The 19,490-nt window shown below is 51.7% G+C and carries 15 protein-coding genes; 7 read left to right on the forward strand and 8 right to left on the reverse strand.

Annotation, left to right across the window (positions count from 1 at the left end):
• The 4 genes from Q7T66_RS15465 to Q7T66_RS15480 form a co-directional block, all read right to left on the reverse strand.
• Positions 1–922: retention module-containing protein (locus Q7T66_RS15465; RefSeq protein ID WP_304934000.1), on the reverse strand; the 922-nt coding region annotated here is incomplete at its 3' end.
• 117 nt (positions 923–1,039) lie between these two features.
• On the reverse strand, positions 1,040–1,666 hold the full coding sequence (locus Q7T66_RS15470; RefSeq protein WP_304934001.1) for a response regulator transcription factor: 627 nt from the start codon (positions 1,664–1,666) through the stop codon (positions 1,040–1,042).
• A gap of 14 nt (positions 1,667–1,680) precedes the next feature.
• Positions 1,681–3,120 carry an HlyD family type I secretion periplasmic adaptor subunit gene (locus Q7T66_RS15475; RefSeq protein ID WP_304934002.1) on the reverse strand — a complete coding sequence of 480 codons (1,440 nt, stop codon included), beginning with the start codon at positions 3,118–3,120 and terminating at the stop codon, positions 1,681–1,683.
• Positions 3,117–5,258, reverse strand: coding sequence for a type I secretion system permease/ATPase (locus Q7T66_RS15480; RefSeq protein ID WP_304934058.1), 2,142 nt, complete (start codon positions 5,256–5,258; stop codon positions 3,117–3,119). Before Q7T66_RS15480 ends, Q7T66_RS15475 begins: the two co-directional genes overlap by 4 nt.
• A gap of 406 nt (positions 5,259–5,664) precedes the next feature.
• On the opposite strand from Q7T66_RS15480, the gene glpD reads away from it, so the two are divergent.
• The gene (gene glpD / locus Q7T66_RS15485) at positions 5,665–7,248 is read left to right on the forward strand and encodes a glycerol-3-phosphate dehydrogenase (RefSeq protein WP_304934003.1); all 1,584 of its coding nucleotides are present in this window, start codon (positions 5,665–5,667) and stop codon (positions 7,246–7,248) included.
• A gap of 60 nt (positions 7,249–7,308) precedes the next feature.
• Here the strand turns inward: glpD and Q7T66_RS15490 are convergent, their stop codons facing one another.
• On the reverse strand, positions 7,309–7,767 hold the full coding sequence (locus Q7T66_RS15490; RefSeq protein WP_304934004.1) for an Hsp20 family protein: 459 nt from the start codon (positions 7,765–7,767) through the stop codon (positions 7,309–7,311).
• Between the two features lie 336 nt (positions 7,768–8,103).
• Between Q7T66_RS15490 and Q7T66_RS15495 the strand changes: the two genes are divergently transcribed.
• The 5 genes from Q7T66_RS15495 to Q7T66_RS15515 all read left to right on the forward strand — a co-directional run bounded on the left by Q7T66_RS15495 (position 8,104) and on the right by Q7T66_RS15515 (position 12,699).
• Complete coding sequence (locus Q7T66_RS15495; protein ID WP_304934005.1) at positions 8,104–8,742, forward strand: PepSY-associated TM helix domain-containing protein; 639 nt, start codon at positions 8,104–8,106, stop codon at positions 8,740–8,742.
• Between the two features lie 44 nt (positions 8,743–8,786).
• Complete coding sequence (locus tag Q7T66_RS15500; RefSeq protein WP_304934006.1) at positions 8,787–9,299, forward strand: DUF2271 domain-containing protein; 513 nt, start codon at positions 8,787–8,789, stop codon at positions 9,297–9,299.
• 22 nt (positions 9,300–9,321) lie between these two features.
• Positions 9,322–10,197 (forward strand): DUF4198 domain-containing protein, encoded by an 876-nt coding sequence (locus Q7T66_RS15505; protein WP_304934007.1) that lies wholly within the window; start codon positions 9,322–9,324, stop codon positions 10,195–10,197.
• A 97-nt stretch (positions 10,198–10,294) separates the two neighbouring features.
• Entirely contained in the window at positions 10,295–11,326 is a 1,032-nt protein-coding gene (locus Q7T66_RS15510) for an FAD:protein FMN transferase (protein ID WP_304934008.1), read from the forward strand.
• Positions 11,323–12,699 (forward strand): sulfite reductase subunit alpha, encoded by a 1,377-nt coding sequence (locus Q7T66_RS15515; protein ID WP_304934009.1) that lies wholly within the window; start codon positions 11,323–11,325, stop codon positions 12,697–12,699. Before Q7T66_RS15510 ends, Q7T66_RS15515 begins: the two co-directional genes overlap by 4 nt.
• A gap of 20 nt (positions 12,700–12,719) precedes the next feature.
• On the opposite strand, the gene Q7T66_RS15520 is transcribed toward Q7T66_RS15515, so the two are convergent.
• Both Q7T66_RS15520 and Q7T66_RS15525 read right to left on the reverse strand, forming a co-directional pair.
• Positions 12,720–13,400 (reverse strand): Fe2+-dependent dioxygenase, encoded by a 681-nt coding sequence (locus Q7T66_RS15520; protein WP_304934010.1) that lies wholly within the window; start codon positions 13,398–13,400, stop codon positions 12,720–12,722.
• A gap of 80 nt (positions 13,401–13,480) precedes the next feature.
• Positions 13,481–15,682 (reverse strand): catecholate siderophore receptor Fiu, encoded by a 2,202-nt coding sequence (locus tag Q7T66_RS15525; protein ID WP_304934011.1) that lies wholly within the window; start codon positions 15,680–15,682, stop codon positions 13,481–13,483.
• Between the two features lie 409 nt (positions 15,683–16,091).
• Here Q7T66_RS15525 and Q7T66_RS15530 point away from each other — a divergent pair, with 409 nt between their 5' ends.
• Positions 16,092–18,314: a response regulator gene (locus Q7T66_RS15530; protein ID WP_304934012.1), complete on the forward strand. Its 2,223-nt coding sequence runs from the start codon at positions 16,092–16,094 to the stop codon at positions 18,312–18,314.
• Positions 18,315–18,330: 16 nt separating this feature from the next.
• Here the strand turns inward: Q7T66_RS15530 and Q7T66_RS15535 are convergent, their stop codons facing one another.
• Positions 18,331–19,446: a PepSY domain-containing protein gene (locus Q7T66_RS15535; protein ID WP_304934013.1), complete on the reverse strand. Its 1,116-nt coding sequence runs from the start codon at positions 19,444–19,446 to the stop codon at positions 18,331–18,333.
• Positions 19,447–19,490 lie beyond the last annotated feature (44 nt).

Genomic DNA, 19,490 nt, shown 5'->3' on the forward strand with positions numbered 1-19,490 from the left:
TGATCGCGATGCTTTGGCCTGCCTCTGTCGAGTTGATCACGTCATCTGCTGTGATGCTCGCGTCCAACGTAATCGTCGGTACTGGCGGCGCCGTGTCGATCGCAACACTGTCGCTGCCTGCCGTACCCGCATTGCCTGCTATATCTGTGTAACTACCCGTTATCACAGCTACATTACCGTTGCCGGTATACCCAGGTGTTGCGGTGAAAGTTGCGGTAAAGACCAACGGATCTGCCGTTGCAACCAGGCCAGTGACTACGCCGCCAGTGGCAGCAATATCGCCAATCGTGAAGCCGACCGGGATTTCGCTGAAAGTAAAACTGACTTGGGAAACGTTACTCGCGACATTCAAGCTGCTGCCGATGATGTCGACGATTACACTTGGTGCGGTGGTATCAGGCGTGCCGCCGCTAGCAGTATTGCTAGCCGCAAGCCCCGACCCGCTTTGTTCAGGAAACTCCGGCAAAACGCCGCGATCTGCGACGCCGAAATCGAATGTCAGCGGCGTTACGCTTTCGAACAAGCGCGACAGTTGGACAAAGGTATGTCCTCCGCCAGCCGAGCCGCCGCTTAAACCGGCTTCGGTTTCGTCGAGCAAGTCATCCAGGCTACCGCCAAGCGCAATCGCGTCGTTGATGCTGGTGTTTTCACTGACACGCGCCAGTAAAGCTGCGTTGTGTGCTTCGGCATCGACATCAAATATGGTGGTGTCCAAGGTGACGACCTCGGCTTGCCGGATGTTATAGACAGCGCCGTTGTTGGATTCCAGCTCGACGCTGGCGTTGGCGCCCGTGATGATGACGTCGCCTTCATGGACTTGATCGCCCAGCTTGAGCAGGGTTCGCGTGCCGTCTTCTCCGCGGATGAATACTTCGCCTTGAAGTGCTACGACTTTACCGATAACGCGTGCTGAGTCAGCCATGATGAACATCCAACATATAGATTGAGATGTTATTGACTGTAGAGGGGATGCTTCACTAGGTAAATAGTACCTAGGTACTAGAGAGCAACAATTGTGACGCGGAAATGTTAAAGACTGTTAAACAGCGCTCTGATTGCGTATCAATAATGCAAGCTGTAGGCGATCACGCACGCCCAGCTTTTCGAAAATCGCGCCTACGTGGGATTTGACCGTACGTTCGGCAATGCCGAGTTTGGCCGCGATCTCTTTGTTGCTGGCACCACTGACGACGATTTGCGCAACTTCCAACTCGCGATGGGTGAGCAAAGCGGCGAGGTCTTTTGCCGGCGTTGTCGGCGCAGGTGAAACTGCTTGCGCGCTCATCCCGACCATACGCTGCATCAAGGATGCGCCTATCCACAAACCGCCTTGCAAAACCACGCTAGCAATCTGCTGCAAAACCGCCGCCGAAGCATGGCTATTGCAATATCCGCGCGCGCCCAGCGCAAACACCGCCAGCGCTTCATCGTCATTCGGCAAATCGCTCATGACCACATACGGATGTTGCCCAACCTGCTCGCGCGCTGCCAGTAACTGTTCGCGAAAAGGTCGCTCTGCGCCCAAACGTAACCAGACGATATCCGGCGCTGGCAATACCATCACAGGATCAGCAAACCGCAATGCCTTGAGGTCTGCAAAAGCCTGCTGCCAGTGAGGTAAAACCTTGCCGGTATCCGACAAAAAAAGATGATGAGAAACTATCAAATAAATCTCATTGTTTAGCGCTCGGTCATGGCGGCTTGTTTGGCACGCAGAACCGGTTTCATGAGGTAAGACAAGATGCTTTTCTTGCCCGTGATAATGTCAACTTCGGCCACCATGCCGGGAATGATCGGTAAATTATTGCCCAACGTTGATTTGTTTGTGATCACCCTCACCATGTAATACGTATTGCCTTTATCGTCCGTGATCGAATCTGCGCCTATATGTTCCAACGTTGCTTCCATACCGCCATAAATAGAGAAATCGTAAGCCGTAAATTTGACCACAGCCTCCTGCCCCGGCTTCAGGAACGCAATGTCTTTAGGCATTACACGCGCTTCCAGCACCAGCTTGTCTTCGAACGGGACGACCTCCACCACGTCGCGGCCCGGTTGCACCACGCCGCCGACTGTATTCACCATCAAACGCTTAACCGTACCTTTGACCGGTGAACGGATCGCCGATTGCTTTACCTTGTCAGCTAAACCCGTGCTGCTTTGGGTCAAAGAATTTAGCTTAGCCATCGTCTCTGAATATTCCTTGCTGGCCACATTACGCGCGGCAAGTTCTACTTCCTGAATTTTGCGTGATGCTTCGGAAATGGCAGATTGTGCACGCGCAATCTGCGAACCAGCAACATCGCGCTCGGCACGGAAGCGCGCCACATCACGCTCAAGGCGCAGCAACTCAACTTCTGAAACCGCACCTGATGCCAATAATGGCTTGGTGACCTGCAGTTCTTTGGCACTGGATTCGTACGCCTGCGCTGCCTGTGCCTGCTTCACTCTGGCCTCTGACAATTCTTGCTGACGCTGAATCATTTGTTGCTGTGCGATCGAAATCTGCGCCTGCAATTCAGACGTCGCAGCTTCATACAAACGGCGTTCTTCTGCCGCCGTTTGCGGATCTTCCGTCACCACTTCTTCCGACGGAACATATGGCTGACCGGTACCAATTGCTTGCAAGCGTGCCGCCTTGGCTGACAGGGATAAATACTGCGAACGGCTTTCACGCACAGACGATTCAAAACGGGTTGGGTCGACTTGCAACAGCACTTGCCCAGCTTCTACCAATTGACCTTCGCGGACATTGATTTTTTCAACGATACCGCCATCCAGACTTTGTAAAACCTGTAGTTGGCGCGATGGAATAACCTTGCCGTCGCCCTTCGTAATTTCATCGACACGGGCCACCGCGGCCCACAATATGAATAGCAAAACCACCACCAGCAAAGCACGCATCAAGGCGCGTGCGCGCAAAGGCTCTTGCTGAATAATGAAGTGATCCGCGTCGCGCACGAAATCTTTGTCGTCCTGCTGAGGATCGTCTTTCCAGCGACTCAACCAGTTGACCGTCTTGGGCTCTACCCGAACACGTATCCATTCCAGCCACACATGCACACGGCTCGCGCCATTTTTGCCGCGATTGATCAAAGCAGGCAGCATCTTTTTTATCATGATGACCTCGCAATCCGGCCGGACTGCAGCGCTGCAATAATCGTATCGCGCGGACCATCAGCCACGATGCGGCCATCGTCCATCACGATAATGCGATCTGCCAAATCCATCAGGCTGGAACGATGTGTAACGATGATCATGGTCTTGTGTTGCGTGAACACGCGTATGCGTTCCTTAAGTTGCGTTTCAGACGTGTAATCCATTGCGCTGGTTGGCTCATCCAGCAACAGCACCGGCGGATCCATCAACACCGCACGCGCAATCGCAATCCCTTGCCGCTGACCGCCGGACAAGGATTCGCCGCGTTCGCTGATCGGCATATCAAAACCTTCCGGATGGTTGTTGATAAAACTCGTCAAGCCCGCCAATTCTGCCGCAGCCACAATCGCCAGATCGTCGGCATACGGCGCACGTATCGCGATGTTGTCGCGCAACGAGCCATAAAACAAAATCGAATCCTGCTCTACATAACCCACATTGCGTCGTAGATCGGCAGGATCAAGCTGACGCAGATCGACGCCATCCAGCAGCACAGCGCCTTCAGTCGGCGCATACAAACCCAATAACAACTTTTGCAAGGTAGATTTGCCGGAACCGATGCGACCGATGACAACCACACGCTCGCCCGGTGCGATGCGGAAGCTAAGGCCGCGCAAGACTTCTTCTTTGCGACCGGGATAAGAAAAATGCACGTTACGGAATTCGATCTCGCCGCGAATTTCAGGACGGTGAATAAACGCACCTTGGTCCGAGCGCTCGCTCGGTGTTTCCATGACTTTTTCCAAAGCAGCCAAGGCCGTTTTTGCGTTTTGAAATTGCAGCAACAGACCGACGACTTGGCCCAGCGGGCCCATCGCACGACCGCTCAACATCGTGGCAGCAATCAAGCCACCCATCGTCAGCATTTTTTCGTGGATCAAATACACACCCGCAATCACCACCATGATGTTGACGAATTGCTGCAAGGTTGCAACACCGTTAGTACTAGACGAGGACAACAAACGCAACTCACCGCTAACGCGCGCGAGGAAAGCCGTGGCTTTTTCCCACTTCTCTTGCATCTGGCTTTCGGCACCGTGGGCCTTGATGGTTTCCAGCGCGGTCAAGCTTTCCACCAGCGTCGCATTGCGCAAAGCGGATGCGCGGAAAGTCGTTTCCGACAGATCATGCATTTTGTGCTGAACGATATAGCTATAAATAATGACCAGCACGATGCCAATCAATGGCAGAAATACCAGCGGCCACGAGATCCACGCCAATACAAACAAAAACAGTAACGCAAACGGCAAATCGATCAGCGCCGTCACGGTGGCGGACGCGAAGAAGTCACGCACTGTTTCAAACGAACGCAGATTGGACGCGAACGCACCGACCGAAGCTGGCTTATGCGACAAACGCATACCGAGCACGCGTTCCATAATCAGCGAAGACAATTTGAGATCGATACGTGCACTCGCAAGATCGACGAAGTGACCGCGCATCAGGCGAATCGCATAATCAAGAATCAGCACCAGCGTCAAACCGGCAGCAAAAACCCACAAGGTTTCTTGCGCAAAGTTCGGCACCACGCGGTCATACACGTTCATCGTAAACAGCGGCATGCCCAACGCAAACAAGTTGATCAGCAGCGCCGCCGCCAACACATCCTTGAAGATTGATTTCTGATCCATCAGCGCACCCCAGAACCAGTGGCGCTGTGGCAGCGCTGCAAAAGTCGGGGTACGTTGGTCGAAGCGGAAATGCGGACGAGAAAAAATCGCCACACCAGCATAACGCCCAGCTAATTCTTCACGCGATAGCGAAACCGCGCCTTGACCAGAATCGGGAAACAACAAACGCGCAGTCTGATTATCCCCATCCCAGTTCAGCAGTAAGCATGCTTCATTACCAACCAGCAGCAAGACCACCGGCAGCAAAGCAGGATCGATTTTATCCAGAGGACGGCGCACTACCTTGCTGGAAAATCCCGCGCGCGCAGCAGCGCGTGAAAATAGAGATGGCGTGAGCCCGCCTTGCATCAAAGGCAACCCAGCCGAAAGAGCGGCGTGAGTACTAGGGCGACCGTGTATTCGCGTCAATTCAACCAAGCAGTCCAGCAATGGATCGTGGTGCAGAACATCTTCCCGCAAGCCATCGATAGAATGGTCGGCCTTGACAGATCCGGCGACGATATTCGCCTTGTCCTCAGAATTATCCAATTGCCTCAATGCCCTTCATTTTTTTGCTGCCGCCCATGCTGTTTATCCAATAAACATCCATATACGCTATGTATCAATAAACTTTTCTCAACACTATTTTGAGTATTATCAATTAACGGCAACAACAAAAAATTTGAAAAAAACTAAAAGAAAATTTTTAATTGCTATACGCCAATCTATATACCATGTAAGAGTATAAGCACGGCAACCGCAGACGCAACTTAACAAAATTTTGCACATTAAAGAGCTATTGAGTTGTCTATTTGTTTCTTCTCAGTGAAACATTTCCTTGTGGCATTATTTAATTCTTGGTCGTCATGGTTCCGCTAATTTAGGACTCTCATAGATGCGTCAACTAAACGATTGCGACATCCTCATTGTCGGTGGCGGCATCAATGGTGCGGGCATCGCGCGTGATGCGGCAGGTCGCGGCTTGTCTGTCGTTTTATGCGAAAAGGATGATCTCGCATCGCATACTTCTTCCGCTTCCACCAAGTTAATCCACGGTGGCCTGCGCTACCTTGAGCAATATGAATTCAGCCTGGTACGTAAAGCGCTGATAGAACGCGAAGTGCTGATGCGCTCCGCGCCACACATCATCCATCCCCTGCGTTTTGTCATGCCGCACGATCAAGGCCAACGACCGGCGTGGATGATACGTGCAGGCATGTTCTTGTACGACCATCTCGCCAAACGCGAACTGCTGCCCGGCTCGGAAGGTATTGATCTGCGCGTACATGCCGCTGGCGCACCGCTGAAAACCAATTTCATCAAAGGCTTCGCCTACTCGGACGGCTGGGTCGATGATGCACGTCTGGTCGTGTTGAACGCGATTGCTGCCGCAGAAAAAGGCGCAAGCATTTTGACGCGCACCACATGCGTCGCGGTCCAACGCGAAGCCGCCTATTGGAACGCCACTTTGCGAACAAGTCCAGTCGCCGACGACACTAGCAACACAGAGCAAACCACCGCCGTACGCGCAAAAATACTGATCAACGCCGCCGGCCCATGGGCCGCCAGCTTTTTACACGATACGGTGCACGGCCGCGCCGGCAAAAAGCTGCGCCTGATCAAAGGCAGCCACATCGTCGTCAAGAAATTATTCGATCATCCCTACGCCTACATCTTCCAGCATCCAGACGGCCGCATCGTCTTCGCGATTCCGTACGAACACGAGTACACGCTGATCGGCACCACCGACATCGACTATCACGGCGACACCGACAATGTCGCAATAGCCGCGGACGAAATCGATTACCTGTGTGCACTCAGCAATCGCTATTTCGTCAAACCGATCGCACCGGCTGATGTTATTTGGTCGTACTCCGGCGTGCGTCCGCTGGTGGAAGATGAAAAAGACGACGACAACGAAAGCGCATCCGAAGTCACGCGCGATTACAAACTCGCCTTCGACACCGACGCCGCACCTTTGCTCACGATATTTGGCGGCAAGATCACCACCTTCCGCAAATTGGCAGAAGAAGCCGTCGATCTCATCGCACCAACATTCGCCAATCAACACGGAGCATGGACCGCCGACGCCTGTCTGCCGGGCGGTGATTTGTTTGGCGCTGCGCCCAACAATCGTGCCGTCCTCGCGTTTGACGAATACGTCGACCAGTTGCAACGACAATACGCATGGTTGCCACTCACCTTGATCGCCCGCTACGCACGCGCGTATGGAACTCGCAGCAAATTATTGCTGGCCAATCGCAACACTCTCGCCGACATGGGCGAACAAATCGCGCCGGGATTCTTTACTGCGGAAGTGGATTATTTGATGCGGCACGAATGGGCACGCTGTGCCGACGATATTTTGTGGCGTCGCTCAAAACTTGGCTTGCATCAGAGCGATGACGAAAAAGCCAAACTGGCCAATTATATTTCTGCAGACTTGGGCAAGCGTCGAAGAGATTTTGTTCGAATCTAGTATGGGGAGATACAAAACAGCGCGAAAAAGAAGCTCTAATTCGCGCTGTCTGGTTAATAATTAAGCAGCCTTCTGCTCCAGCGCCTGCACATTATCATTCACGGCATCAATCACAATCTTCCGTGGCTTCAACGCTTCCGGAATTTCTCTCTGCAGTTCGATATTCAACAAACCGTTATCCAGCTTGGCACCCACCACACGTACATGATCGGCTAACTGAAAGCTGTGTTCAAAGTTGCGCGAGGCGATGCCGCGGTGCAGGAAGTTACGTTGTCCTTCTTCACGTAATTTGCGGCCTGTGATTTTTAGCGTGTCGCGTTCGGTTTCTATCTCGATCTCTGAGCGGTCAAAACCGGCGACGGCCATCGTGATGCGGTATTGGTCTTCACTCACCAGTTCAATGTTGTATGGCGGATAGCTTGGTTGCGATTCGGCGCGTTGTGCGTCGTCGAATAGATGGGCCAGGCGATCGAAGCCGATAGCGGAACGGTAGAGGGGGGAAAAGTCGTAAGTACGCATGATAAATATCCTTTTAAAAAGTAAGCGATAAGGTTGATGCGGACCTCAAGATCGAGCATCCGCAGGACAAATATAGTCATCTCAAAATGCTTTTTCAAGATCTTGAAAAATCAACTGACCGCCCATATAGCGAACAGATTTTTCTTTTATTTTTTATTCCCTTGACCATATCCAACTAGGAAAACTGCCTGTGATTCAGCACAATCCCACGCCATCTTTAAACTTCTTTACACGAAAATCCTTGCAATCGATTAATGAATCGACGAGAATCTAAATGAGAATTATTGTTATTTGTAGAATTTCCGCCTCGCCCAACAACATGAGAACAAACCCGTAATGAATGCACGTGCAAAAAGCCCTCAACGTGCTTACTGGTTGAAGACGCTGCATCAATGGCACTGGATCAGTTCTGCCCTGTGTCTGCTCGGCATGTTGCTGTTCAGCGTGACGGGCATCACGCTCAATCATTCTTCGCAGATCGAAGCCAAGCCGCAAATTTCCACGCAAGAAGCGCAGTTGCCGGCTGACTTGCAGGCGCAATTGGCTGAGCTGAATACTGCAGAAGCCACCAAGAACAAGGCGCAACTCTCGCCGGAACTGGCGCGCTGGATGAAGGACAAGATGTCGCTGGATGTGAGCGGGCGCGATGTGGACTGGTCGCCCGAAGAAGCTTATGTCGCGCTACCGCGCCCTGGCGGCGATGCCTGGGTCCGCATCGACAGAGCGAGCGGCGCAGTCGAGTCGGAATCTACCAATCGCGGCTGGATTTCTTATCTGAACGATTTGCATAAAGGCCGCAATACCGGTGAAGCATGGAGCTGGTTCATCGATATTTTTGCGGCGGCGTGTTTGATTTTTTCGATCACCGGTTTATTCATCTTGAAGATGCACGCAACGAATCGGCCGAGTACCTGGCCGATAGTCGGCCTTGGCGCCTTGATTCCATTCTTGCTGGCGATTTTATTTATTCACTGATTTATTTATCTACTGGTTCTACTGATTTATTAAAGGTCTTCCCTATGCAGATTCGTTATTCCTTCATGCTCGGCGCGGCGTTGACTGCACCGACCTTTGCAGCAGACTTGAATGTAAAAGTCGAAATCCCTCGCTTGACGGTAGCTGAATATCACAAACCTTACGTTGCGTTCTGGATCGAGGGCGCGGATCAAACTTTCGTGCGCAATCTTGCGGTCTGGTACGACCTGAAGATGAAGAACAACGAAGGCACTAAATGGCTGAAGGATATGCGCCAATGGTGGCGTAAAAGCGGCCGTGATTTGCAAATGCCTGTCGATGGTTTAAGCGGTGCAACGCGCGCACCGGGCGAACAGCAATTGAGTTTTAACGCGGCTAAATCCGGTCTCGATAAATTGCCGGCTGGTGAATATTCATTAGTAGTGGAAGCGGCACGTGAAGTCGGTGGTCGCGAGTTGATCCGCGTACCTTTCCAGTGGCCGCCAAAATCGGCACAAACCGCGCAAGCAAAAGGCGAGCATGAACTCGGCGCCGTCACTCTCGAATTAAAACCATAAATCCCAAGGACACTGAATGAACATGAAAAAGATTTCCATGTCGCGCGTTGCTGCGTTGGCTATTTCTCTCTCCGTTGCTTTGCCTATGGCTGCGCATGCGCACCGTTCGTGGATGCTACCCTCTGCCACTGTATTGTCCGGCAATGAACCGTGGGTGACGGTTGATGCCGCAGTGTCCAACGATCTGTTTTATTTTGAACATAATCCTTTGCGACTGGATAATTTGGCGGTGATCGCACCGGACGGCAAAACTGTTGATGCTGAAAACAAAAGCACAGGCAAATATCGCAGCACCTTTGACGTCAAGCTATCGCAAAAAGGCACTTACAAATTGATGATGGTGAATGATGCATTGAGCGCCAGCTACAAAGTCGGCACTGAAAACAAACGCTGGCGCGGCACGGCGGAAAACTTTGGCAAAGAAATTCCAGCGGATGCAAAAGACGTCAATGTCAGCCGCATGCAAAGCCGTATGGAAGTCTTCGTTAGCTCCGGCAAACCAAGCGACACCGTGCTGAAGCCAACCGGCTCCGGACTGGAACTGGTACCGATCACGCATCCTAACGATCTATTCGCTGGCGACAATAGCAGCTTCCGTTTTCTGCTCGATGGCAAGCCTGCTGCTGACATCGAAGTCACACTGATTCCGGGTGGTATTCGTTACCGCGATCAACTCGGCGAGATCAAAGTGAAGACCGACAAGGATGGCAAGTTCAACGTCAAATGGCCAACTGCCGGCATGTACTGGATGAGCGCAAGTAACGGTGGCGCTCGCATGGCACCTCCGGCTGCCGGCGATGCAAACGCGGCTGCTCGCGAACCGCAACCAGTCGGCACACTCGCAAAACCAATCCGCCGCGCCAGCTACACGGCAACCTTGGAAGTACTGCAACCTTAAGTTCAACCCAGCTAGTCGCCCGTTGACCGTTCGCGGCAACGGGCGTTTTTCATTTTGATTTCGAGTTTGAATTTCAAGTTTTATTCTTGATACGCACATGCGACGCACACTGGTTCCGCTGATAACGACTCCACCCTTGCCACCGACATTGGGTAGCGTCGTGCACAGCTTGCAGGGCGAAACCATGGGCACCACTTGGTCAGTCAAACTGGTAGCGGATGCTGCACGCCGTTTATCGCCTTTGCAGGATTTGATTCAAGCGCAACTCGATATCGTCGTTGCACAAATGAGTACGTGGGAACCAGACTCTGATCTGAGTCGTTTCAATAAAGCGGCTGCCGGCACATGGCATCTTTTGCCGGATGAATTTTTTACTGTGTTGTCGTACGCCTTGAATGTCGCGCAAGCAAGCGACGGCGCTTACGATCCAACTGCCGGCGCATTGGTAAATGCTTGGGGCTTCGGTCCGACACGCCGCTATAACGAAGCCGGCTTCGTTGCACCAACGCGCGCAGCATTGGATTTCGCACGTGCGCAATGCGGCTGGCAACGCATACAAATCGACCACATCACACGTCGTGTACTGCAACCCGGCAACGCCTATATCGATCTATCTGCGATTGCCAAAGGCTACGGCGTCGATCAAGTTGCGCGTGCGCTATTACAGCGAGGCTTCGATAGCTTCTTAGTGGAAGTGGGTGGCGAACTGCGCGGCGCGGGCGTCAAGCCGGATGGACAACCGTGGTGGGTCGCACTCGAAAATCCATTGCCGACATCATCAACTTCTGACGCTGCTGCTTCGAGTGTAGAAACCATCGTCGCTCTCTACAATTTATCAATCGCCACCTCTGGCGATTACCGTCGTTATTTTGAAGATGGTGCAACACGCTTCTCGCACACTATCGATCCACGCAGTGGTGAACCGATACGTCATGGCCTCGCTTCGGTGACGGTGTTGCATCCAGATTGCATGGCAGCCGATGCGTGGTCTACTGCACTCGGTGTGATGGGTGCTGCACAAGGTTTGAAATATGCGAACCAACATGATCTTGTCGCACTGTTCATCAATCGCCACGAAGATGGTTTTGACGAACATCTGAGCACATCACTGACGGCCTTGTTGCAATGAACTGGAGCGACCAAACCCGCAGCATCGTTGCAATCGCACTGGTCGCTGTCTATGCCTTGATGTGTGCAGGAATTTATTACGCACAATTACGCAAACGCCAGCAAGCGGTACGCAATGCGGCGGCACTAATTCCCGCTGCCGATGGCGCGCAAGCGTGGCTGATCGGCTATGCAAGTCAAACCGGTTTTGCCGAAGAACTCGCGTGGAATACGGCACGTCTGTTACACACGGCTGGCATTCCGACTCGCGTCGCCAGCTTGTCGGAAATCAGCGCTGACGATTTATCGCAAACTGAACGCGCGCTCTTCATCGTCAGCACATATGGCGAAGGTGATCCGCCGGATAACGCCTCACTCTTTGTCAGCAAACTGATGAACGCGAAACTTGATTTGCCGAATCTGCACTTTGGCGTATTGATGTTAGGCGATAGCGAGTACGTCAATTTTTGCGGCTTTGGTCGTAGCCTTACCGAATGGCTCAAAGCCTCTGGTGCGCAAGCATTGTTCAACAGCACCTTCGTCGACAAAGCGGCGACTAGTGCCTTGCAAACATGGCAACATCAACTAAGTCATATCGCCGGCACCAGCGACGCACCCGACTGGCAAGCGCCGTCGTATCAAGCGTGGCGACTGGCCGCACGTCACCATCTGAATCCAGGCAGCGCAGGAGCAGCGACTTTTCATCTGGAGCTCGAAGCACGCAATGAAGCAGCATCAACTACATGGGAAGCTGGCGATCTGGTGCAAGTCCTTGCGCCAGACGACGCGCAACGTCCGCGCGAATATTCGATCGCATCAGTTCCATCCGATGGTCGTGTGCATTTGCTGGTTCGGCAAGAGCGACGCGAAGACGGCAGCTTGGGTATTGCATCCGGTTGGTTGACTGAGCAAGCTGCGGTCGGCGAGACGATCATGATGCGCTTGCGCGCTCATAGCAATTTCCGCCTCGGTGAAAATATACATAGGCCGCTGATCTTGATAGGAAATGGCACCGGCCTGGCCGGTTTGCGCAGTCATTTAAAAGCACGCGAGGCAATAGGTGTATCGCGCAACTGGTTGATTTTCGGCGAACGCAATATGGCTCACGATTTTTACTATCATGATGAAATCGAAGCGTGGCAAAGTAAGGGAATATTGGAGCGCGCTGATATCGTGTTCTCGCGCGATCAAGCTGAGCGAGTGTATGTGCAAGACAAGCTGCGCGAACAATCCGAAGTTATACGCGCATGGATTGCAGCAGGTGCGGCCGTGTATGTATGCGGCAGCCTGGAAGGCATGGCGGAAGGTGTGGAAACCGCGCTAACCGATACTCTTGGCAAGAATATCGTCGAACAATTGATAGAACAAGGACGCTATCGTCGCGACGTGTATTAACTACTGCACGTGGCGTTCGATCAGAGTTGCGCCCATTGCCGCAACAGATTGTGATAGTGCCCAGTCAGCCCTACCAGTTCTGGTGTATCTCCGATCTGCAATCGCAGCGTCTGAATATTTTGATCAAGCTCATACAACATAGTTCGCTTACTGTCGTCAGCGACCATGCTTTGCACCCAAAAAAATGAGCAGATGCGCGCACCACGCGTGACTGGTTCGACTTTGTGCAAACTGCTGGATGGATAAAGAATCAAATCACCCGCTGGCAACTTGACCTCATGTTCGCCATAGGTATCTGAAACGATCAGTTCTCCCCCATCGTATTCATCCGGTTCCGTAAGAAATAGAGTGCAAGACAAGTCCGTGCGCAAACTCAAGCTCGTCCCGGGAATCGTGCGTATAGAACCATCGACATGGAAACCATAATGTTCTCCACCCTCGTAACGATTAAAAAGCGGAGGAACATATCGATATGGAATGGCTGCTGACAAAAATAAGGGATGTTTTACCAGCAATCTTAATATCCGGTTTCCCATTATCCGTCCTGCAGAAGAAAGCTCGGGCAGTTGCTGATTACGTTTAACTTTAGCTCCTTGCTCACCAACCGTCTCGCGGCCATCCGCCCATTCTGCAGACTGCAATTGTTGACGAATATCCGCCACCTCATCCTTCGTTAGTATTTCTGGAATATGTAGCATCATGATTTGGCCCTCCATAAAAAGAGCCTCTCGGCAAAGAGAGGCTCACACAGCATTAGTGCCGCTTTTTTATTACAAATTGTTTAGAACTTGAGGTTCGCCGCAAGGAATGCAGAGCGCGGCTGGCCCAGCACAAAACGGCCACCGCCACTATTCAGTGACTGCACATAAAATTTGTCGGCCAAGTTGTAAATATTGAGTTGTAGCGACAAGTTTTTGTTGATCTCGTAGGATGCCATTGCGTCATACACCGTGTAGGACGGAAGTTGAGCAACGTTGGTCGCTGCTTGAACAGCGTTTGCCGAGCGAACTTGTGAATCCACGTATCGCATGCCGCCGCCTATGGTCCAACCCAATGGCAGTTTGTATGTAGTCCATCCGGTAAAAGTCAGTTTAGGTGACCAATTCAAATTAGCGCCCGTTTGGTTCGCTGTTCCAACTACTGTTTCGGTATCCATACGAGCAAGGCCTGTACTAATTTGCCAGGCAGGAGTCACTTGTCCAACCATTCCCAATTCAACACCTTTGACGCGCTGGTTACCAAATGCGGTTGGCTGGTTAGTTATTGGGTCCGTTTGCACGGCCGCGTTCTTATTTTCTGTCTGGAAAATAGCGCCGGTCAAAGCGAGCCGATTATCTAATACATCCCATTTCGATCCGATTTCAATATTGGTCGCTTTTTGCGGCTCGATATTGGGATTGTTCACGTTGTTTCCCGTAGCGAGCGAGAAATTATCGCTACCAGGCGGTTTTTGCGAACTAGCATATGCGACATACACGCTGCCGTTTTCTGCCGGTTTATAAACAGCACCAAGCTTCCAGGTGACTAGGTCGTCACTTTTATCGAAGCGAGTTCCCACACCTGTAGTTGCAATACTTGTGTATTCCGTTTTGTAGTGTTCATACCGGATACCGCCATTAATCAGAAATTGCTCATTGAGCTTGATTGTGTCGAATGCATACACGGCTGCCGTCGTAGTAGTGCCATCGGTAGATGCTCCGCTGTAGATTAGCGGCAAAAACGCATCGCCGACATTCGGGTTGTACAGGTTCGCGACTGTTTGCGTACCCGCGGCCGCGGCCATGGTTTTATTCACCTGTTTTTCTCGAATAAATTCGACGCCTGTGCTGACGGAATGTTTGATCGCTCCTGTTTGCAAGTCGGCAGTGACATTCGTCTGATTCGTCAGAATTTCATTTTGCTGATCTTTACCTTGACGGGAGCGACTTACAGTCCAGGTACTTGGAGCCCCAGTTGTAGTGAGCGCATTAATCCCCGTGAGGTTGTAATTTTGCTCGGTCACACCGTAACGGGTCGTATTGCGCAGAGTTACATTGGGGGCCAAATCATGTTCTATGAAAGCGGTAAACATGTTTGCATCAACGTCATTGAAATCATTTGCTGAGCCGTAGTAGTTACTTCGATTGACGGCGACATTGTTTGCAGCAACTTGAGCGTTGACTGGCTGGTAACCGGGAATACCAATGGCTGGAATCCCACCGTCCGGACGATTACGCTGCTCTATATGCAGGAAGTTCAAGGTGACGCGAGTCGGCGTGTTGAGACCGAACGTCACCGATGGAGCAATCCCAAGTGACTTATTTTTCACCCAGTCACGATCTTCTACGGCCCCAGTGTCAGACAGAAAATTAAGTCGGAATGCAGCGTCCTCTGAAAACTGTTTATTCACATCTGCAGTTGCGCGAATCGCTCCTGAGCTGCGCACACCCACGATTGCGCTAGAGGCGTCGCCAGCCTTCGCCTTTTTGCTTTCCAAATTAATGTAGCCAGATGGAGCCCCACGACCATTATCAGAACCCGACGGCCCCTTCACGATTTCAATCTGTTCAAAGTTAAACACATCGCGAGTGATTGTCCCGAGGTCACGAATGCCGTCAACAAAAATACTGCCTTGGGTATCAAATCCACGCATGAAGATGGAGTCACCGGTTGTCGTGTTTCCATTTTCCCCCATGGTCATCGTGATACCCGGTGTATTGCGCAATGCCTCCGTCAGCGTAGTGGCGCCTTGGTCTTGAAGAAGTTCTTTTTTAATGACGGTGATTGTTTGAGGCGTATCCACCAAAGGCTGGGTGAACTTGGGGGATGAGGGCTTTTCAGCCTTGTAGGTTTCTGTTTGGCCTGTGACTTTTACTTCGGGCAAGGTGGTATCTGCCTGCTGCGCAAAAACTACTCCGGGTATAGCCATGAATGCCATTGCGACTGCCGCGGAACAATTTAAACGACGGGCAATAGGGTGCTTACGGCTTTTGATTTGAGCCATTCTGAGTTCTCCGAGTTGTGTTGTAGTAGGTCGGCTGGCTTGTCTGCGACCACTACGAACTCGTAATGTATGAATCAGATGGCTGGCAATCGACGGATGTCGACGGAACTGAATGATAATGATTCTTCTTTACAATGTAAAGAAAGATGCGATTATAGAAACAAAGCCGTTATTTAAATACAACACGCTTGTCTTCACGAAGAGCCTGCACACGGCCAGAAAGCATCCCTTATTTGATGACGGGCGTTGGATCAGGAAGAGAAAGATTTAAACGTATGTCTAGGTAATTTGTTTCTTTAGGAGAGGATTTCTTCTACGAAAACTTTATATTTCATAGTATCTTTGCATCAGTTGCTGTTGGTACAAATTATTCAATTTCGTACCTTCAATATCATAAATTTCTCTGCAAATGCCCATCCGTTCACGCCTGTTAATTCTGGTTCTTGCCGTTCTGATTCCCGCATTCATGACCGCCGGCATCGGGATGGTTTACATCTATTCCGAATCGCAGCAAACGCATCGCCAAAGCATGCGGGAAGTGGCGCACGCCTTGGCATTGGTGGTGGACAAAGAGATGGCTAAACGTGAGGCCATACTGCAAACGCTGGCGACCTCATCAGCGCTAGATGTAGGCGATCTAGATAATTTTTACACGCAGGCAAAACGAATCGCGCCCACGATTGAAACTTCCGTTGCGCTGCGCGACCTCGACGGCAACGTTCTGATAAACACACAGCTACCAAAAGGGACAACGCCGCAACCTTCACCCGCAGGCATTGCTGAATTGCGCGCGGAGTACGGGCCGGACGCGACGGTGGTTTCCAATATGTATTTCGCACCGATCGGCAAGCAATCCAGCATCTCGATTCAGATACCCGTTAAGCGCGAGGGCAGGCTTATTTATTATCTAGAGATGAGTATTTTTGTGGAGCAATTGCAAAGTGTCTTTAACGAACAGAAGCTACCTGAAAGCTGGATAGGTACCATCGTTGACCGTAATACAACGGTAATCGCTCGCAGCAAGGATGCTACAAATTTTGTTGGCAAGAAAACCAGCGGGGGTATCGGCCAAAAGATGCACGACAATAGCGAGGGATTTAACGATGGCGTCGCACTGAGTGGTGAGCCAGTCTATGCATTCTTCAGCCGCGCACCCAATTCTGAGTTGCGCTTTGTCGTCAGCGTACCTCATAAAGAATTGCAGCAAACCGCGACGCGGGCAGTTGCCTTCATTGCTTTTCTATCGTTCATCTTGCTTAGCATTGCTGTGCTTGCAGCATTGGCCGTCGGTCGCAACACAGCAAAATCGGTAGAACAATTACTGCGTTCCGCCAAGGCACTTGGTAAAGACGAATTACTTTCTCCCGAACGTTCTGGCATTGCAGAATTTGATGCGGTCAGTAACGCAATGGTACAAGCCAGCAATGAATTGAAAGCCAGTAGAGAAAATCTTGAGCGACGTGTGGCAGAAGCCGTCTCAGTCGCGGAACGCTCACAGCGTGCATTGCTGCAAGGACAAAAACTGGAAGCACTCGGACGACTCACTGGTGGAATCGCCCACGACTTTAACAATGTGTTGCAGACACTCACCAGCGGCTTGCAAGTATGTTTGATGTCAGCACAAACCGATAGAGAAAAATCCTTGCTGCAAGCTTGCATGCGCGCCGTTACGCGTGGCGTTGAATTAACGCGGCAGTTGATGGCCTTCGGTCGTGTGCAAGATGCACGACTGGAAACACTGGACGTCAGCAAGCATTTGCACATGGCAGTGCCGCTGCTGACCGGCGCATTGCCTAGCAATATTGAATTCAAACTCAACACGAATGATGATCTGTGGCGCATCACCGTTGATCCACTGCAGTTCGAACTTGCGCTACTTAATCTAACGATGAACGCGCGAGACGCAATGCCGGATGGCGGATTGATTACGCTGGAAGCGCGCAATGAAATTATCTCTGCCGGCACTGAATTGACCGCTGGTGATTATGTGCGCGTTAGCTTGACGGATACTGGTGCAGGCATGACTGAAGAAGTCTCCGCTCGCGCGCTGGATCCTTTCTTCACCACCAAGAATGTAGGCGAAGGTTCGGGCATGGGACTGCCGCAAGCGTACGGCTTTGCCAAACAAAGCGGTGGCACACTGACGCTGAACAGCAAGACCGGCGTTGGCACCAGCATCGTGTTCTTTCTGCCGCGAGCAAATCAGGAAATAACGCTAGCACCGCTGGAAGCCAACACCCTTCAACCTCAACATGCCAGCGGCAAAGTACTATTCGTTGAAGATGATCCACTGGTGCGCGAAACCGTAACCTTGGCTTTGAGCGCAGCAGGATTCGATCTACAAGTTGCACAAAATGGCAAGGATGCGCTGCAGTTGCTGGAGATGGGACACACTTTCAATCTGGTGTTTTCAGACATCGTCATGCCCGGCGGTATCAGCGGCATCGATCTGGCGAATATTATTCGCGAGCGTTTTCCTGATACGCGCATCGTGCTGGCAACCGGCTATTCGGAACGCCGCATTAACTTGCCAGGCGTACGCTTACTGTCCAAGCCGTATTCAATGACGGACGTAGTCGCGATGTTGAACAATGAGTTGATGCAAAACGCGAACAAACAAGACGATAGCTAAACTGAAATACGCGGACTCAAGTACGGCGACGCCACCACAACCAAATCCCAGTGATGCCGAGCATGCCTAACGCAAGGCCGCTGATGAAAGTCACGGCCTCAAGTATCACGCCACCCAACTCGCCGGTGTGCAAGGGATACACAATCGAAAATGCACGCGCACCGGGATCAAGTTCATTCCAGCGATTGACTGCAAGTACCTCGCCGGTTTTTGGATGCAGGTAGATCGATGTCAAACCATTAGGATGCGGGTCATCGGCAAGCTTCATTCGGACGCGCACCGCCTGATCTTTTTTCACCGGTAAAAATATATAGCCAATCTGGTCATCGGGAAATTGTGCCTGCGCATGCGCCGCTAATTCGTCCAAGGAAATCGCCGGACCTTTCGCAACACCATCTTTGGAAATCGTCGGCGGCTTGATCGCCTTGCTTCCGCTCAGTGTTGTAACGAACTGCCCCAGCGGACGCCACGCCATATACGCGCCTGTCGCAACCGACACCGCGATCAACAAGCCGAGTACTGCGCCGCCTATGCGATGCATATCGAACAGGCCGCGCAACACGCCTTTGCGCAATTCTATTTTCAAGGACGGCGGCCAACGCTTGGGCCACCACAAGACTATTCCGCTGATCAGCAAGATCAAATAAGCCAAAGAGATCCAAGCCAGAATTGCCTTGCCAGTATCTTGCAACAGCAAGGCACTATGCAGTTTGAATGTGACGTTGACGAAGCCATCATATTCACCGCGACGCCCCTGCTCTTTTCCCGTCACCGGATTGAGATACACGGTGCCACTCCACGGCTCACCGCGCACCAATACCCAGAACGTATCGCCAGCATCGCGCGGTGGACGCATGTTAAACGTCACCTTGTTGTCGAATGTTTCTGTCAATTGCTCACGTATTGTCTGCAGCGATACCGCAGGCAAAGACGCCATCGGTGAAATACTTGCCGTATCCGCCTTGAAGAATTCCGGATGCATCCATTTATCAAGCGGCTGGGCAACGATCAAAATCGCACCCATCAGACCAACCGCCGCCAGTATCCAGCCAACACTCAGCGCAACCCATCTATGTATCTTGAGCCATATGCGTCTAAGGTTGATACGGCGAGGAGTTGGAGTTGTGTGCACGACAGAATCGATCATATAAATGACAAGGCCGATCAGATTGACCG

Source organism: Herminiimonas sp. (genome assembly GCF_030655415.1).

Bases quoted from the DNA above. Each gene is read 5' to 3' on its own strand.
- Q7T66_RS15525 (WP_304934011.1), bottom strand. From the start codon at position 15,682: ATGGCTCAAATCAAAAGCCGTAAGCACCCTATTGCCCGTCGTTTAAAT.
- Q7T66_RS15520 (WP_304934010.1), bottom strand. From the start codon at position 13,400: ATGATGCTACATATTCCAGAAATACTAACGAAGGATGAGGTGGCGGAT.
- Q7T66_RS15530 (WP_304934012.1), top strand. From the start codon at position 16,092: ATGCCCATCCGTTCACGCCTGTTAATTCTGGTTCTTGCCGTTCTGATT.
- Q7T66_RS15505 (WP_304934007.1), top strand. From the start codon at position 9,322: ATGAAAAAGATTTCCATGTCGCGCGTTGCTGCGTTGGCTATTTCTCTC.
- Q7T66_RS15495 (WP_304934005.1), top strand. From the start codon at position 8,104: ATGAATGCACGTGCAAAAAGCCCTCAACGTGCTTACTGGTTGAAGACG.
- Q7T66_RS15475 (WP_304934002.1), bottom strand. From the start codon at position 3,120: ATGATAAAAAAGATGCTGCCTGCTTTGATCAATCGCGGCAAAAATGGC.
- glpD (WP_304934003.1), top strand. From the start codon at position 5,665: ATGCGTCAACTAAACGATTGCGACATCCTCATTGTCGGTGGCGGCATC.
- Q7T66_RS15510 (WP_304934008.1), top strand. From the start codon at position 10,295: ATGCGACGCACACTGGTTCCGCTGATAACGACTCCACCCTTGCCACCG.
- Q7T66_RS15500 (WP_304934006.1), top strand. From the start codon at position 8,787: ATGCAGATTCGTTATTCCTTCATGCTCGGCGCGGCGTTGACTGCACCG.
- Q7T66_RS15515 (WP_304934009.1), top strand. From the start codon at position 11,323: ATGAACTGGAGCGACCAAACCCGCAGCATCGTTGCAATCGCACTGGTC.
- Q7T66_RS15490 (WP_304934004.1), bottom strand. From the start codon at position 7,767: ATGCGTACTTACGACTTTTCCCCCCTCTACCGTTCCGCTATCGGCTTC.